15 protein-coding genes and 1 pseudogene are annotated in these 15,407 nt (G+C 51.3%); 15 read left to right on the top strand and 1 reads right to left on the bottom strand.

Annotated elements, in window-relative coordinates; translation table 11 throughout:
* The first annotated feature begins 80 nt into the window (after positions 1-80).
* From BM299_RS16590 to BM299_RS19120, 15 genes and pseudogenes are all read left to right on the top strand, one after another.
* Positions 81-419, top strand: a complete 339-nt coding sequence (locus BM299_RS16590) for a P-II family nitrogen regulator (RefSeq protein ID WP_092487042.1) — start codon at positions 81-83, stop codon at positions 417-419.
* Positions 420-599: 180 nt separating this feature from the next.
* Complete coding sequence (locus tag BM299_RS16585) at positions 600-1,502, top strand: hydroxymethylglutaryl-CoA lyase-like TIM-barrel protein (protein WP_092487040.1); 903 nt, start codon at positions 600-602, stop codon at positions 1,500-1,502.
* Between the two features lie 232 nt (positions 1,503-1,734).
* A complete protein-coding gene (locus tag BM299_RS16580) occupies positions 1,735-3,189 on the top strand; it encodes a sigma-54 interaction domain-containing protein (protein WP_092487037.1) in 1,455 nt (484 codons plus the stop codon).
* A gap of 439 nt (positions 3,190-3,628) precedes the next feature.
* On the top strand, positions 3,629-4,447 hold the full coding sequence (gene nifH / locus BM299_RS16575) for a nitrogenase iron protein (protein WP_092487034.1): 819 nt from the start codon (positions 3,629-3,631) through the stop codon (positions 4,445-4,447).
* A 58-nt stretch (positions 4,448-4,505) separates the two neighbouring features.
* Positions 4,506-4,835, top strand: a complete 330-nt coding sequence (locus BM299_RS16570) for a P-II family nitrogen regulator (RefSeq protein WP_092487031.1) — start codon at positions 4,506-4,508, stop codon at positions 4,833-4,835.
* Between the two features lie 147 nt (positions 4,836-4,982).
* A complete protein-coding gene (locus tag BM299_RS16565; RefSeq protein ID WP_092487028.1) occupies positions 4,983-5,363 on the top strand; it encodes a P-II family nitrogen regulator in 381 nt (126 codons plus the stop codon).
* Between the two features lie 163 nt (positions 5,364-5,526).
* Positions 5,527-7,164, top strand: coding sequence for a nitrogenase molybdenum-iron protein alpha chain (nifD, locus tag BM299_RS16560; RefSeq protein ID WP_092487025.1), 1,638 nt, complete (start codon positions 5,527-5,529; stop codon positions 7,162-7,164).
* A 1-nt stretch (position 7,165) separates the two neighbouring features.
* The gene (gene nifK / locus BM299_RS16555) at positions 7,166-8,551 is read left to right on the top strand and encodes a nitrogenase molybdenum-iron protein subunit beta (protein ID WP_092487022.1); all 1,386 of its coding nucleotides are present in this window, start codon (positions 7,166-7,168) and stop codon (positions 8,549-8,551) included.
* 146 nt (positions 8,552-8,697) lie between these two features.
* Positions 8,698-10,113 (top strand): nitrogenase iron-molybdenum cofactor biosynthesis protein NifE, encoded by a 1,416-nt coding sequence (gene nifE, locus BM299_RS16550; protein WP_207545222.1) that lies wholly within the window; start codon positions 8,698-8,700, stop codon positions 10,111-10,113.
* A complete protein-coding gene (locus tag BM299_RS16545) occupies positions 10,079-11,545 on the top strand; it encodes a nitrogenase component 1 (protein ID WP_092487016.1) in 1,467 nt (488 codons plus the stop codon). Before nifE ends, BM299_RS16545 begins: the two co-directional genes overlap by 35 nt.
* Before the next feature lie 65 nt (positions 11,546-11,610).
* Positions 11,611-12,504, top strand: coding sequence for a nitrogenase cofactor biosynthesis protein NifB (nifB, locus tag BM299_RS16540; protein WP_207545224.1), 894 nt, complete (start codon positions 11,611-11,613; stop codon positions 12,502-12,504).
* A gap of 57 nt (positions 12,505-12,561) precedes the next feature.
* Positions 12,562-12,873: a (2Fe-2S) ferredoxin domain-containing protein gene (locus tag BM299_RS16535; protein WP_092487010.1), complete on the top strand. Its 312-nt coding sequence runs from the start codon at positions 12,562-12,564 to the stop codon at positions 12,871-12,873.
* An 86-nt stretch (positions 12,874-12,959) separates the two neighbouring features.
* Entirely contained in the window at positions 12,960-13,592 is a 633-nt protein-coding gene (locus BM299_RS16530; protein ID WP_092487007.1) for a Fe-only nitrogenase accessory AnfO family protein, read from the top strand.
* A pseudogene (locus tag BM299_RS16525) lies at positions 13,585-14,054 on the top strand (molybdate ABC transporter permease subunit); the annotation flags it as partial. The gene BM299_RS16530 and the pseudogene BM299_RS16525, both read left to right, overlap by 8 nt.
* Positions 14,055-14,090: 36 nt before the next feature.
* The gene (locus BM299_RS19120; protein WP_131820673.1) at positions 14,091-14,339 is read left to right on the top strand and encodes a hypothetical protein; all 249 of its coding nucleotides are present in this window, start codon (positions 14,091-14,093) and stop codon (positions 14,337-14,339) included.
* 327 nt (positions 14,340-14,666) lie between these two features.
* Here BM299_RS19120 and BM299_RS16520 read toward each other — a convergent pair whose 3' ends face one another.
* Entirely contained in the window at positions 14,667-15,167 is a 501-nt protein-coding gene (locus BM299_RS16520; protein WP_092487004.1) for an HD domain-containing protein, read from the bottom strand.
* Between the last annotated feature and the right edge of the window lie 240 nt (positions 15,168-15,407).

The following is a 15,407-nucleotide window of genomic DNA, read 5'->3' as shown; positions in this document are numbered from 1 at the left end:
CCATATTAAGAGTTGTCCGGGTAAATAAACACCCGGACAACTAAAATTTATTGATTACAAAAGAAAAGGATGTTTTTGGTATGTTAAAAATAGAAGCTATTATAAGGCCGGGAGTGTTGGAAGATATCAAAGAAGGGCTGGCCAAGTTCGGCATTCACGGCATGACAGTGTCACAGGTTATGGGTTGCGGCCTGCAGAAGGGCAGGACTGAAGTTTATCGGGGGACAGAGTACAGTATTAATTTATTGCCAAAAGTAAAGATAGAAATTATTATAGCGGATAAGCATTTAGACGGTGTAACTGATGTCGTAACCAAGGTAGCCAGAACTGGGGAAATTGGCGACGGGAAGATATTTGTGTCCCGTATGGAGGATGCTATACGTATACGCACCGGTGAAAAGGGTGAAAGTGCTTTATAACAGTGTATTGTCATTAAGTTAATATATTTTGGGGCTGCATGCTTATTGATATTCATTATGAGGAATTAAAAAAATGGCGGTACGTGGTTTGTGCTAATGGGGATGACGAGGTCCCGATACCTGATACAGGTGCCGGGGCTTTTCTCGTCATAAAGGTATTTTTCATGAAAGGGAGTAAAAATGGCGGCAAACACGAAAACACTGGCGTTGCGCTGCCCGGCCATAGTGGATACGACCTTAAGGGATGGGGAACAGGCTCCGGGTGTGGCGTTCACTTTGAAAGAGAAAGTTACCATTGCCAGAATGCTTGATCTGCTGGGAGTAGAAGTGATAGAGGCCGGGATTCCCGTAATGGGAGAAATAGAGCAGGAAACGCTCCGGGCTATTTGCAGCCTCGGTCTCAGGGCCAGGGTTGCGTCCTGGAACCGGTTGCTTCTGGCCGACATCAGGGTCTCAATAGCCTGTGGCGTTCGGGACCTGCACATATCCGCCCCTGTTTCAGATTTGCATATTACGAAAAAACTAGGAAAAAGCAGGCAATGGGTGTTGGATTGCCTGGTGAGGGCCGTACGTTATGCCCGCGATTACGGGTGCCGGGTGTCTGTGGGGGCCGAGGATGCTTCCCGGGCAGATTTTAACTTTTTGCTTGAGTTTGCCTTGCTGGCGCAGGAAGCTGGTGTGGAGAGGCTGCGTTATGCTGATACGGTGGGTATCCTTGAACCCTTCGCCACCAGGAGGCAGGTAGGGTTGCTGGTAAGTAACCTGTCTATTCCGGTGGAGTTTCACGGTCATAATGATTTCGGACTGGCAACGGCTAACAGCCTGGCAGCTTTTGGGGCCGGCGCAGCTTACATCAGTACCACTGTAGGGGGGTTGGGGGAACGGGCCGGTAACGCCAGTCTGGAGGATATGCTGGGGTTGTTTTGGAGTGGTTTCCATTCTCCGGGCAGGTTTAAATCACGCGTGCTAGAATCACTGAGCAGATACGTGGCCAGGGCGGCAAGCCGGCCTGGTTACAACATACCAGTCAAGCAAAAAAATCGTAAAAAGGTTAATTACCCGGCACACCCATTTCAGTTATAGTGAAGGTTAAAAAATATTTTATGTATTGTAATATGATATTTGATTTATAGTTTTTGGCGTTTAACACGATTTGTCCAGCGTTGGACATAGGGCGAAGGGGCCGCTACAGGAAGAAGAAAACCAGTGGCTCTTTTTTATTTTACCGGGCCGGTGGTCCCGTTTTTATGGAATTAGAATATATATAATTTCAATTTAGAGAAGTTCCAAACGGAATCTATACGGGGGGGTAACCTTGCAGGATTTATTAAAAGTGTTTATTTCCCTGGCACAGCAACTTGGGTGCATTCAACAGATCAAACGGGAACTGGACACCGTTATCGAATCCTCCCATGACGGTATTTGGATTACTGACGTAACAGGGACAACAATCAAAGTGAATAGGGCCGTTGAAAGGATAACAGGCCTGAAATCCGGGTTGGTGATGGGGAAAAATATGTGGGAACTGGTGGAGGAAGGGCTTATAGACCGCAGCGCCGCCCTGGAGGTATTAAAGCAAAAAGAGCCCTTAACATTAACGCAAAGTTTCGCTAACGGTAAGCAGGTTATAGTATCAGGCCTTCCCATTTTTGATGATAAGGGGAATATATCGGGGGTGGTCACAAATCTACAGGAACTGACGGAGTTAAATGAACTGAGGTCGAAACTGGAACTGGCCCGCCGGTTGACGGAAAGGTATAAAAAGGAAATTGACGCATTAAGGTGTCGGAAAGTGAATGCAGAGCAAATAGTGGCCAGAAGTAAAGCGATGCAGAATGTTTTGGATGTCGCTTGCAAAGTCTCGCAGGTGAAAACGAATGTGCTGATTTTAGGTAAGACAGGAGTGGGAAAGGAGAGCATAGCAAGACAGATCCACATGTCGGGCAGGCAAAACGGTTCGTTTATTAAAATTAATTGCCAGGCTATACCTACCGGAGTTTTAAGACCCATCCTGTTTGGTTATGACCCGGTTGATTCCCGGAAGTACGGCACAAGAGGGGAAAAAGGCCTCTGGGAAATGGCCCATGAAGGAACACTTTTTATAAAAGAGGTGGCGGATCTTCCTCCAGACCTGCAGGAAAAATTGCTGGGGGTAATCCGGATGCAGGAAAAAGTCCGGACAGGCGTAACAGAACCTGAAAACAATATAAATGTTCGCATCATTGCGTCATCAAATAAGGATCTTAAAAAAATGATAAGAAAAGGCAAGTTTAAAAAGGATTTATACGACAGTTTAAGTACAGTTACCATACCTATACCGCCTTTGCACAAGCGTAAGGAGGATATACCGGTTTTAATCCAGCATTACACTCGGGTTTATAACAAGATGTATAAACTTAAAAAGGGCTTTTCTGTCAAAACAATGGAGTTGCTCGTTGATTATGAATGGCCGGAAAATGTCCGGGAACTGGTTAACTTGGTGGAAAGGCTGTTGATTACAGTGGAACATAAATTAATTCTTCCTAAACATCTGCCTGCCTATATCTGTAAAAATATCGGCGCAAAGGGAACTAATAATTTCAAAACACTTAAAGAAGCTGTTGCGGAACTGGAATTTGAGTTGATTAAAAATGCCGTGGATATGTATGGAAGTACATATAAGGCGGCCAGTATTCTGGGGGTGAGCCAGCCCACGGTGGTACGTAAACTTCATAAATATGCAAAGAACACGTTGGAAACGGCTAATACATCTATGGTCAAAGACAATTGAAATTAGGTTGTATTTAAGTGTTCTTGGATATTGGCAGGGATCTATTTGATAGTTAATTAAAGGTTTATGTTAAAATTTTAAATATTGTTTCAAATTATATTTTGATATTTTCCTATTGTGTTATTACATAGGGTATGTTATAATTAATATAAATTAAGAGATACGATGTGGTATCAAAGGTTTTATGGCAAAGTGGCCGGTAATTTTACCGGTGTTTTTATTTTTGCAAAACAAATATTGGATACATTGATGTATCTGTCAGGTTAGGGCGAAGGTGCCGGCATGAATTCATTGCCGGCGCTGTACTGTTATAAGGGGAGTTGCCAGTTATTATTACCTGAGATTACATTGTGGTAAGTAAGGCATTGAGGCCATTGCAGCCCGAATGGGGTTTCTTGGCCTCTTTTTTAATTATAGAAAACAACGGAGGGATGAACACATGAGACAAATCGCCATTTACGGAAAGGGCGGTATAGGCAAGTCCACCACTACCCAAAATACGGTGGCTGCTCTGGCCGAGTTGGGCAAAAAGGTATTGGTGGTGGGCTGCGACCCCAAGGCCGACTCCACCAGGCTGCTGTTGCACGGCTTGAACCAGAAGACCGTGCTGGACACCCTGCGGGACGAAGGGGAGGACATCGACCTGGAGGACATCATGCGTGAAGGTTACGGAAACAGCAAGTGCGTGGAATCCGGCGGTCCCGAACCGGGCGTGGGCTGCGCCGGCCGGGGTATCATTACCTCCATCAACATGCTGGAATCGCTGGGGGCTTATACGCCGGACCTGGATTACGTGTTTTATGACGTGCTGGGTGACGTGGTTTGCGGCGGGTTCGCCATGCCCATCCGGGAAGGCAAGGCCCAGGAAATTTATATCGTGGCCTCGGGTGAGATGATGGCCATGTACGCCGCCAACAACATCTCCAAGGGGATCAGGAAATTCGCCGATTCCGGTGGCGTGCGGCTGGGTGGAATCATCTGCAACAGCCGCAAGGTGGATAACGAGTATGAACTGTTAAAGGCTTTTGCCGAGGAACTTGGTTCACAGCTTATCCACTTCGTGCCCCGGGACAACATTGTGCAGCGGGCCGAAATCAACAAGAAAACCGTTATTGATTACGACCCTACGGTGCCCCAGGCCGACGAGTACCGGACCCTGGCCCGGAACATCGACGGCAACGATATGTTCGTGATTCCCAAGCCAATGACCACGGACCGGCTGGAAGAACTGCTGATGGAATTCGGGATCCTGGACTAGGTGTAGCCAGGGGTCTGACCCCTAAAAGATTAATTATCTTGATTAGGAGTGATTACCAATGTTTATGATCAGAGCCATTGTGCGCCCTGAAAAAACCAACACCATCCTGGCTGAACTGAACAGCGCCGGATTTCCCGCGGTAACCAGGATTGACGTGGTGGGTCGAGGCAAACAGCGGGGTGTGAAAGTGGGCGAAGTGGTTTACGACGAGATACCCAAGGATATGTTGATGCTGGTGGTACAGGACGAGAAGGACAAGGAAGACGTGATCAGCATCATTTCCAAGTACGCCAAGACCGGAGAAAAGGGCGCCTTCGGTGACGGCAAAATTTTCGTCACCCCGGTTGAAGAGGCTTACACCATCAGCAGCGGCACCAAGGGGTTATAGGAAAGGGGACACACCTGCTGAAGCTTGGGTATTCCTCTGGGGACAGGACCCAACGAATGGATTTCCCCAATATGCATGTCCCCGATAGGAGCCTGGCTCTGGGGTCGGAGGAATGTCTCCAATTAACGGTCGAAAAGGAGGACCACCATGAAGGAAATTATCGCTATTATTCGGATGAACAAAGTCAATGCCACCAAAAAAGCTCTGGCCGATATCGGGGTCTGCGGCCTGCATGCCATGAAAGTGTTGGGCCGGGGCAAGATTCACGTGGACCTGTCAGTACTGCATGAGATGGGCGCCAGCGAGGAAATAGCCGGTATCGTTACCGAAAGCTTGTCCCAGGGCAGCCGGCTGATCCCCAAGCGCATGCTCACCATTCTGGTCCAGGACAACGAGATTGATAAAGTTGTTAATACCATCATCAGCGTAAACAAGGAAGGCAATAAGGGTGACGGCAAGATATTCATTTGCCCCGTTCTGGACGCCGTCCGGCTAAGGACCGGCGAGCGGGGCGAGGCGGCAGTTTAAGGTATGGGGACACACCTGCTGAAGCTGGGGTATTCCTCTGGGGACAGGAATGTCCCCGATTGAACAGGGGACACACCATCAGCGGAAAGGGAACACACCTTTGCTTATGTGTCAAGGCTTTGGGGACAGGAATATCCCCAAATGATTAAAGGGGGCGGTTAATTTGGCTATCAACGAAAAAATGATCGAGGAGATTCTCAATAAGTACCCCGCCAAGGTGAAGCGCAACCGGAAAAAACACATCGTGATCAGGGACTCCGCCCGGGAGAACCAGGAAATAGAAGCCAATACCCGGACTATCCCGGGGATCGTCACCAACCGCGGCTGCGCCTTTGCCGGCTGCAAAGGCGTGGTGTTGGGCCCGCTCAAGGACATGGTGCACATTGTACACGGGCCCATCGGGTGCGCCTACTATAGCTGGCTGACCCGGCGCAATAAAGCCAAGACGGACGACCCGAAGAAAAACTTCCTGGCCTACTGCGTGTCCACCGACATGCAGGAAAGCGACATCGTGTTCGGCGGCGAGAAGAAACTGGCTCGCATGATCGACGAGGTGGTGGAGATATTCAAACCCAACGCTATCACCATCTCCGCCACTTGCCCGGTGGGCCTCATCGGCGACGATATCCAGGCGGTGGCCAAGGCGGCCCGGGCCAAACACGGCCTGAACATTACGGCATACAGTTGCGAGGGATACAAGGGGGTCAGCCAGTCCGCCGGCCACCACATCGCCAACAACGGCCTGATGGAGAATATCGTCGGTGAGGGTGACTGGGAGGAGCCGCCCAGCAAGTATACCATCAATATCCTGGGCGAGTACAATATCGGCGGCGACAGCTGGGAAGTTGAACGGGTACTGAACGAGATCGGTTACGAGGTCCAGGTGGTGATGACCGGAAACGGCTCTTATGAGAAACTTAAGAACGCCCACGTGGCGCAGCTGAACCTGGTGCAGTGCCACCGCTCCATCAACTACATCGCCGACATGCTGGAAAAGAAATACGGCACTCCGTGGTTGAAAGTGAACTTCATCGGTATTCGGGCTACCATCGAGTCGCTGCGCAATATGGCCCTGTACTTCGGTGACGAGGCCCTGATTAAGCGTACTGAGGAGGTCATTGAAAAGGAACTGGCGGAAATCGAGCCGCAGCTGGAACCGTACAAGAAAATATGCTCGGGTAAAACAGCTTTCTGCTTTGTGGGCGGTTCCCGCGGCCACCATTACCAGGGGCTGTACGAGGAACTGGGTATAACCACGGTGCTGGCGGGCTACGAGTTCGCCCACCGGGACGATTACGAGGGCCGGGACGTGCTGCCGCACATCAAGTCCGATGCGGATAGCAAAAATATTCCCGACCTGCACGTGACCCCGGACGAGCGGCGCTACCGGTTAAAAATACCTGTTGAGAGAATGGAAGAATTGCAGAAGAAAATCCCTTTAAGCAATTACAAGGGCATGATTAAGGACATGATGGACGGCAGTATCGTGGTAGACGACCTGAACCACTATGAAACCGAGGAGTTTATCAGGATCCTTAAACCCGACATCTTTTCCTCGGGGATCAAGGATAAGTATATCCCCCAGAAGATGGGCATTCCCACCAAGCAGCTGCACAATTACGATTACAGCGGACCCTATGCGGGTTTCCGCGGCGCTATAAATTTTGCCCGGGACGTGGCCATGGGTTTTGCCACCCCCACCTGGAACTTCATCGTGCCGCCGTGGAAGGATAAGCCGCTGCTGGAGGGCAGCATCGAGCAATGCTCGGATGATACATGCGTTGAGGAGGTAGGAGCATAAAATGTTGGATTGCACGCCGAAGAAGATAATAAAACGCACCGGCGGGATGATCAACCCCGCCAAGACCTGCCAGCCCATCGGGGCTATGTACGCCGCCCTGGGCATCCACAATTGCCTGCCCCACAGCCACGGTTCCCAGGGCTGCTGCGCTTATCACCGTTCGCACCTGACCAGGCATTTCCGGGAGCCGGTGATGGCCACCACCAGTTCTTTTACCGAGGGCGCCTCGGTGTTCGGGGGTGGCGGCAACTTGAAAACCGCCATCAAGAACGTGTTTGCCATCTATGATCCCGATATCATGGCGGTGCACACTACCTGCCTGTCGGAGACCATCGGGGACGATATACCCACCATCATCAAGGGTGCCGAGGTTCCCGAAGGCAAACTGGTAATCCATGCCAATACGCCCAGCTATCAGGGCTCGCATATTACCGGTTTCTCCAACATGGTCAAGGGCATGGTTGCCTACCTGGCGGAAGCAACGACGGACGAGAAAAAGGAGCAGGTGAACATCATCCCCGGTTTCGTCAATCCCGGGGACATGCGGGAAATCAAGCGGCTGGCGGGCAAGATGGGTATCAGGTTCATCATGTTCCCGGACACTTCAGGGGTGCTGGACTCCCCCATGACCGGCAAGTTTGAAATGTTCCCCGCCGGCGGCGCCAAAGTGGAGGATATCCGCGACTCGGGCAACTCCAAGCTGACCATTGCCCTGGGTTATTACGCTTCAAGCGACGCCGCCCACCTGTTGGAGCGGAACTGCCGGGTGCCGGCTATCACTCTCAAAACACCTATTGGTATCAAGGCCACCGATGAGTTGTTAATGACGTTACGGAGTAAATTCGTGCAGGAGATACCTTACGAACTGGAGGAAGAGCGCGGCCAACTGGTGGATGTGATCACCGATAACCACCACCACTTTTACGGTAAAAAAGTGGCCCTGTTCGGCGATCCGGATATTCTCACCGGGCTGACGGAGTTTGTTTTAAGCCTGGGCATGCGGCCGGTACATGTGCTCACCGGTACCCCCAGCGGCACATTGGGCGGACCCCAGGGTATATTTGAAAAGGAAATTAAGGAAATGCTGGCGGCGGCCGGCCTGGAGGGCCGGGTAAAAGCGGCGGGCGACCTGTTCGAACTGCACCAGTGGATCAAGAACGAGCCCGTGGACCTTTTGATGGGCAACACTTACGGCAAGTACATCGCCCGGGCGGAGGACCTGCCCTTCGTGCGGGTGGGGTTCCCCATCCTGGATCGGGGCGTCCATCCCTATATGCCTATCGTGGGTTACCGGGGCGCCATGCGACTGGTGGAGATGATCAGCAGCGCGCTGCTCGATCGCCAGGACCGCGACGCCGCTGATGAAGATTTTGAACTGGTGATGTAGGGGGAAGCAGCCAAGCACTCACTGGAATCCGAACCCTTTTTGGAGGTGCAGGATGCTGGGCGGAGCCGGAATCTCTTTTTGAGCGTGCTGCTCGGTGAGTGCTGGGTGACTCCTGAATTCTTAAATAATGGAAAGATGTGATAAACGTGTCAACGGCTGTACCGAATGACAACTTGATAGTGGAAAGGCAATCTTCCATCCTGGTCAAGGGACGACAAAGGAAAAACCAGCTCAAGTGCGATGCCGAAAGCATCGCGGGGTGTGTCAGCCAACGGGCCTGCGTTTATTGCGGGGCCAGGGTGGTACTGAACCCGGTTACCGACGCCATTCACCTGGTGCACGGCCCTATCGGTTGCGCCAGTTATACCTGGGATATCCGGGGCAGCCTGAGCAGCGGGTCGGAACTGTACCGCAACAGCTTCTCCACCGACCTGAAGGAGAACGACGTCATCTTCGGCGGCGAAAAGAAACTGGCCCGGGCCATTGACGAATTAGTGGAAAAGTATAAGGCGGAATTGGTATTCGTTTACTCCACCTGCGTGGTGGGGGTGATCGGTGACGACCTGGAAGCGGTTTGCAAGGCGGCGGCCCAAAAGCATGGCATCCAGGTGATCCCCGTCCAATCCAGCGGGTTTATCGGCAATAAGTCGGCCGGTTACCGGGCGGCCTGTGATGCGCTGCTTCGCCTCATAGAGCCGCCGGGCGGCCCGCGCCCGCTTAACAACGGGCGCCTGGTGAAAAGCGTCAATTACCTGGGGGACTTTAACCTGGCCGGGGAAGCCTGGATTATCAAAGATTACCTGAAGCGCATCGGTGTGGAAGTCAACGTGGTGTTTACCGGTGACAGTAATTACCGGGACCTGAAAAAGGCGCCGGAGGCCTCGCTGAATATCATGCAGTGCGCCGGTTCCATGGCCTACCTGGCCCGGCGCATGGAGGTACTGTACGGCATCCCCTCCATGCGGATCTCCTTCCTGGGACTGGAGGACACCGCGGCGTCACTACGCAGGATTGCCGCTTTCTTCGACGACCCGGAGATGATGCGCCGGGCTGAGGAACTGATCGAGCAGGAAACTGCTGCTGTCCGGCCGGAGATTGAACGTTACCGCGAAAAACTATCGGGTAAAAAGGCTGCGATTTACGTTGGCGGCGGATTCAAAGCCATTTCTTTAATTAAGCAGTTCAGGGAAATTGGTATCGACGTGGTGATGGTAGGGACTCAAACCGGCCGGGAAGAGGAATACCAGACCCTGCATGATATCTCTGACGACGGCACGGTGATCCTGGACGACGCCAACCCCTCCGAACTGGAGCGGTTCATGATCGAACAGGGCGCCCACCTGCTGGTGGGCGGCGTTAAAGAAAGGCCCCTGGCTTATAAACTGGGGGTGGCCTTCATCGACCATAACCACGATCGCAAGCATCCTCTGAGCGGTTACGTGGGAGCGGTTAACTTTGCCCGGGAGGTATACTCCACGGTGTGCTCGCCGGTTTGGAAATATGCCCGGGACGTGGGAGGTGGACTGTATGCCGCGGGAAACAAAGCACTACCGGAACGTTAACGAGAACCCCTGCAACATGTGCATGCCCATGGGCGGGATCCTGCCTTTTAAGGGCATCGAGGACGCCATGGTGATCATCCACGGTTCCCAGGGCTGCAGTACTTACATGCGGCGGCACATCGCCGAGCACTATAACGAGCCCATTGACGTGGGGTCTTCCTCCCTGAACGAAAAGGGTACTATTTACGGCGGTTCGCAAAACCTGTTTCAGGCCCTGGATAACATCCGCAAGGTATATAAACCTCGGTTGATCGGCATTCTTACCTCCTGCCTGGCGGAAACCATCGGCGAGGACGTGGAGGGCATTGCCCGGGACTACCTGAAACAGCGGGGCCTGGATGATTTTCCCCTGGTGGCGGTTTCCACCCCCGGTTACGGGGGCACCCACAGCGAGGGTTACTGGCTGGCAGTGAAAAAGACTGTCGTCGCGCTGGCCCGGCCCACGGAAAAACACGACGGGATCAACGTTATTGTACCGAACCTGAGCCCCGCCGATATCCGGGAAATCAAGCGTATCCTGGAACTAATGGATATCAAATATACCCTGCTGCCCGACATTTCGGAAACCCTGGACCGGCCCATTGCCCGGCCATATACCAAGATTCCGCCCGGCGGCACGAAGGTGGAGGCCATCCGGCGCATGCCTGGGGCCGCGGCCACCATCCAATTCGGCATAACGGTAGAGGAAAATGTTTCGCCGGGTCGTTACCTGCAATCGCAATTCGGGGTGCCGCTGTATAACCTGCCCGTGCCCATGGGCGTGGAGGCCACCGATATGTTTGTGGGCCTGTTGGCGGGCCTTGCCGGCGGCAGCGTGCCCAAAACGCTGGAACTGGAACGGGGCCGTTTACTGGACTGCATGGTGGATTCCCACAAGTACAACGCCCAGGGCCGGGGAGCCGTGTTCGGGGATCCCGAACTGGTGTACGCCGTGGTGCGGACCTGTGCGGAAAACGGACTGTACCCGGCGGTTGTGGCCACCGGCAGCGGGAACACCGGGCTGGAAGATCTGCTGGAACCCGTGCTGGCGGATTGCCCCGGAGAGGTGCGATTTCATAACGAGACCGATTTTGCCCAAATCAGGACAACATGCAGGGAAACCGGGGTAAACATTGCCATCGGCCATTCCGACGGCAAATACCTGACTGAAAAGGAAGGCATACCCCTGGCCAGGATGGGCTTTCCCATCCACGACCGGGTGGGCGGCCAGCGGCTGCTCTCGGTGGGGTATACCGGCACCACCATGTTCCTGGACCGGATCACCAACACTTTGTTGGAATACAAGCATAAAAACTACCGCGCCGCCATGTACCGGAAGTTTTACCGGAACACCGGTATAGAGGAAAGGGGACACACCTCTCTAATGGGTCAAGCTTTTGGGTCGGAGGAATGTCCCCAATTGATACCGGTACTACGCGGGGAGTTGAGGTGAATACATTGACCTGTGGCTGTGCAAGAAGCACTCAATCGGAGCGGGTGGAGGCCGGCACCCTGGAGATGACCGGCCGGCACCCCTGTTATTCATACGAAGCCCATCACAAGTACGCCCGGATGCACCTGCCGGTGGCGCCCCGGTGCAACATCGGCTGCAATTACTGCAACCGCAAGTTTGACTGCGTGAGCGAAAGCAGGCCCGGTGTGACCAGCGAGGTGTTGACCCCCGAGGCTGCCAGGAACAAATTCCTGCTGGTGCGGGAAAAGGTGGCCAACCTCAGCGTAGTGGGTATCGCCGGGCCGGGGGATGCCCTGGCCAACTGGGGCAGCACCAGGAGAACCATTGAACTAATTAAGGAAGCCGATCCGGAAGTAATTTTCTGCCTGTCCTCCAACGGCCTGATGCTGCCGGACTATGCCCGGGAGATCGTGGAACTGGGTGTAAAGCACGTAACGGTAACCGTCAACTGCCTCGATTCTGTTACCGGGTCCCTCATTTACCGGCACGTTAATTACCGGGGCAAAGTACACCGGGGGGCGGCAGGGGCGGAGATCCTGCTGCACAACCAGCAAAAAGGTATCGAGTACCTGTCCCGGAACGGGGTGCTGGTGAAAGTGAACATTGTAATGGTCAAAGGTGTCAACGACGACCGGATCCCGGAAGTGGTGCGGCGGGTGAAGGAACTGGGCGCGTTTATCACCAACATCATGCCGCTGGTACCGGCCCCGGGCAGCGTGTTCCAGGACTATGCCCCCACCGACGCCGCGGAACTGGACCGCATGCGTGACCTCTGCGGCCAGGACATGCAGCAAATGCGCCACTGCAAACAATGCCGGGCCGACGCCATCGGCCTGCTGAACGAAGACCGGTCTCGTGAGTTTGACACCGCCCCGGCGGAGCCAAACGCCGGTTGCGGCGGTAGCAACCGGACATCAAAGATCGCGGCAGCTTCTTAGAATTTCAATAATGCAACGTCTGAAGCCAAAGGATGGTAGCAAAAGGAGGTTTGAAGCATGAACAAGCCCAAACACCACATATTCGTCTGCACCAGCACCAGGGCCACCGGCCAGCTCAAAGGCCTGTGCCACGGCAAGTCCTCGGTGGAAATACTGTCCGCTTTCCTGGAGGAAATTGAAGACCAGGGGCTGTCCGGGGAAATCTTTATCTCCAACACCGGCTGCCTGGGCCTCTGCGAGCAGGGTTCCGTGGTGATAGTTTACCCGGACAACGTTTGGTACGGAGGCGTATCTCCCGACGACGTGGAGGAGATCATGGAGGAACACATCCTGGGTGGCAATGTCGTGGAGCGTTTGCTTATAAAATAGTCTTACCCCAGAGCCGGACAGGAACTATGTGTCTTAACAAATTTAACATTTAACACCTGGCTCCAGAGCTTGAAAGGAGGGCTCCCATGGCCTTTGACATAGCTGTTTACATAGATGAGAACGGCGAAACAACATCGCTGAACGACCCGGGAAAGCTGGTGGTGCACCGTAAAAGGCAGGGCCGCTGGAAAGTATGTCGGGAAAAAGAGTTCAGACCGGTCCCCGCAGAGGGCATGAGCGGGCTGCGCCGGCTAATGGGCGAGGTTCTGGAATTTATGGGCGGGTGCAGAGTATTCGTGGGCAATACTGTTACGGGGATACCTTATTTTGAGCTGGAAAAGTCAAATTGCGCGGTCTGGGAAATGCAGGGCAAACCCAGGGATTTCCTGGATTACATCCTGACCCGGGAAGAAGAGGAGCACCGGCGGGAAGAGAAAAGCGCAGTCGTGGTGGTACCGGTGCCGGAGGAAACCGGCGCCGGGTGTTACCGTATTTCGATTAAGGAAATCCAGGAAAACAATATCGGGGTTACCTCAAAACAGGTGCTGCTGCCGTTTCTCCGCCAGGGGAACTTTTATGAACTGAAGGTACTTTGCAACCATATTCCCCCGTGGTTGGAAGCAGAATTTTTGACCGGTAAATTATGCGGTGAGGTTAATAATATTGGCTCTGGTGAGCTGGAAATTATCATCACAAAAAGCTGCTGCAAAAGTCGGTAAAAACGGCCTGTTGGGGCATATTCTGGCTAATATGGGCATTTCGCTTATATTTACCTGGTGGGCGGCGGTTTTGGCGGCTGCTGTGGTTGCCTTCCCGTTAATGTACCAGAGCGCCAGAGCAGCTTTTAAAAGTGTGGATATTAATTATGAGAAAGCGGCAAGACCCTGGGAGCGAGTGAGTTCAGGATATTCTTCATCGTTACCCTTCCCCTGGCCCGGCCGGGCATAATTGCCGGACTGGTGCTTTCCTTCGCTCGGGCACTGGGAGAGTTTGGCGCTACGTTAATGGTCGCGGGTAATATACCCGGGTAGACTCAAACCATACCGCTGGCCATTTATTTTGCCGTAGAGTCCGGGGATGACGCTACCGCAAAAATACTGGATGCAATAATTACCGTATTTAGCTTCCTGATCATCTTAATAGGGGAGCTGTTATTTATTCCCAAAGTGTCAACACCTTGACAACTTAATTCAATTGAACCAAAAGAAAAATTGACCGTGTGGTTATCTGCAGATTATCCGCATTATTCAAGCATAGATGCTTTAGCTGCAAAAGCAGATATAATTATTGAAGGAACAATAGTGGATTCAAGAGTTGAAGAAATCGATACCCGGATTAGAACAAACAAGGAAGATGAACAATTGAATCCAGGTGGTGAAATACCATCTACTAAGGATATTTGTACTGTGTGTACTATTAAAGTCAGCGATTCTTACAAAGCTTATAAGTGCAAATGCAAAAAATGATTTAACACTTACAATCGAGGATTTAGAAAGAATAAAGAATAAAACTAAAAAATGATTAAATTATAATATTTTAATATGGTGAAGTAGGCATGGGACACCTGGCTTAAGCCGGTTTTCCCATGCCCTTTCCCGAACCGGGCGTGCGATTTTCACCGCATCTGGCTCTCCATTACAAGAGACCAGTTAAGGCTCAGGTCATTATCTCACATTAAAAGCATATCAATTACGGATTTCACAGCTAAGCTCACGTATTGGAGCCAAGAAAAATTCTCTCCTCGTAATTTGCTCTGCTGGTGGGGCAAATTGTATTTTTAGGGTGCGTTTCTATTATGATTCCATACTATATAAGCTTTCTAGGTAACATATTCCTGTATTTGTTTTAAAGTATTTCTGTTTTATAGCTTTTACTTGTTCTTTTCCAATATCATCTTCAAAGATATTGACAAGAAAATCTGCTTCAACAAGAATTTGAAAATCTATATCGTCTATTTTGCTGTATGTATGATGGTTACCTATCAAATAACTGACTCTGTCAATAAAACCTTTAATTAAATTAAATTCCTCTAAAATAGCACATGCTACAGGTGGTCCTTCTATCTGCTGGTATTTCCCGGAAGATGATGAGTATTTTATTTCACTTTCTTTAATTCCAATATCATGTAAAACAGCAGCCACTTCAAGTATATTAAGTTTTTCTTCTGGAATGCCCTCAAGTTCTCCTATGCTTTTTGCGAATGCATACACCTTTAATGCATGGTTTATTCGCTTAACATCACCATCAAAATATAATATCATTTTTTTAATAGTATCACTTATAATGTTTTTCATATGCCTATCCTCACGTCCTTCTTAAACGGTTTTATTCCAAGCGCCAGTGTGGGCGATATCAACCACTAGTTTACATGTTATTTTACAGTGAATTTCATTGATTGTCGAACAATATTTTCAATACTTATTAAGTTAAATTACTCCTGAATCCGTGAAAATATCATAATTAGCAATAATAGCAGCAAAATAATGGAATTAACTGCCATAACATATCAATAAATATTTGCTGTATGTCATTAA

The sequence above is a fragment of the Desulfoscipio geothermicus DSM 3669 genome, assembly GCF_900115975.1.
Classification (GTDB): Bacteria; Bacillota; Desulfotomaculia; order Desulfotomaculales; family Desulfallaceae; genus Desulfoscipio; species Desulfoscipio geothermicus.
Note: the sequence above shows the minus strand (reverse complement) of the source record. Positions and strands in the feature narration are given on the sequence as shown.

Coding starts and splice junctions, on each gene's coding strand:
- BM299_RS16565 (WP_092487028.1), top strand. CDS start 4,983: ATGAAGGAAATTATCGCTATTATTCGGATGAACAAAGTCAATGCCACC.
- BM299_RS16570 (WP_092487031.1), top strand. CDS start 4,506: ATGTTTATGATCAGAGCCATTGTGCGCCCTGAAAAAACCAACACCATC.
- BM299_RS16545 (WP_092487016.1), top strand. CDS start 10,079: ATGCCGCGGGAAACAAAGCACTACCGGAACGTTAACGAGAACCCCTGC.
- BM299_RS16585 (WP_092487040.1), top strand. CDS start 600: ATGGCGGCAAACACGAAAACACTGGCGTTGCGCTGCCCGGCCATAGTG.
- BM299_RS16530 (WP_092487007.1), top strand. CDS start 12,960: ATGGCCTTTGACATAGCTGTTTACATAGATGAGAACGGCGAAACAACA.
- BM299_RS16590 (WP_092487042.1), top strand. CDS start 81: ATGTTAAAAATAGAAGCTATTATAAGGCCGGGAGTGTTGGAAGATATC.
- nifK (WP_092487022.1), top strand. CDS start 7,166: ATGTTGGATTGCACGCCGAAGAAGATAATAAAACGCACCGGCGGGATG.
- nifB (WP_207545224.1), top strand. CDS start 11,611: ATGACCGGCCGGCACCCCTGTTATTCATACGAAGCCCATCACAAGTAC.
- nifH (WP_092487034.1), top strand. CDS start 3,629: ATGAGACAAATCGCCATTTACGGAAAGGGCGGTATAGGCAAGTCCACC.
- BM299_RS16535 (WP_092487010.1), top strand. CDS start 12,562: ATGAACAAGCCCAAACACCACATATTCGTCTGCACCAGCACCAGGGCC.
- BM299_RS16520 (WP_092487004.1), bottom strand. CDS start 15,167: ATGAAAAACATTATAAGTGATACTATTAAAAAAATGATATTATATTTT.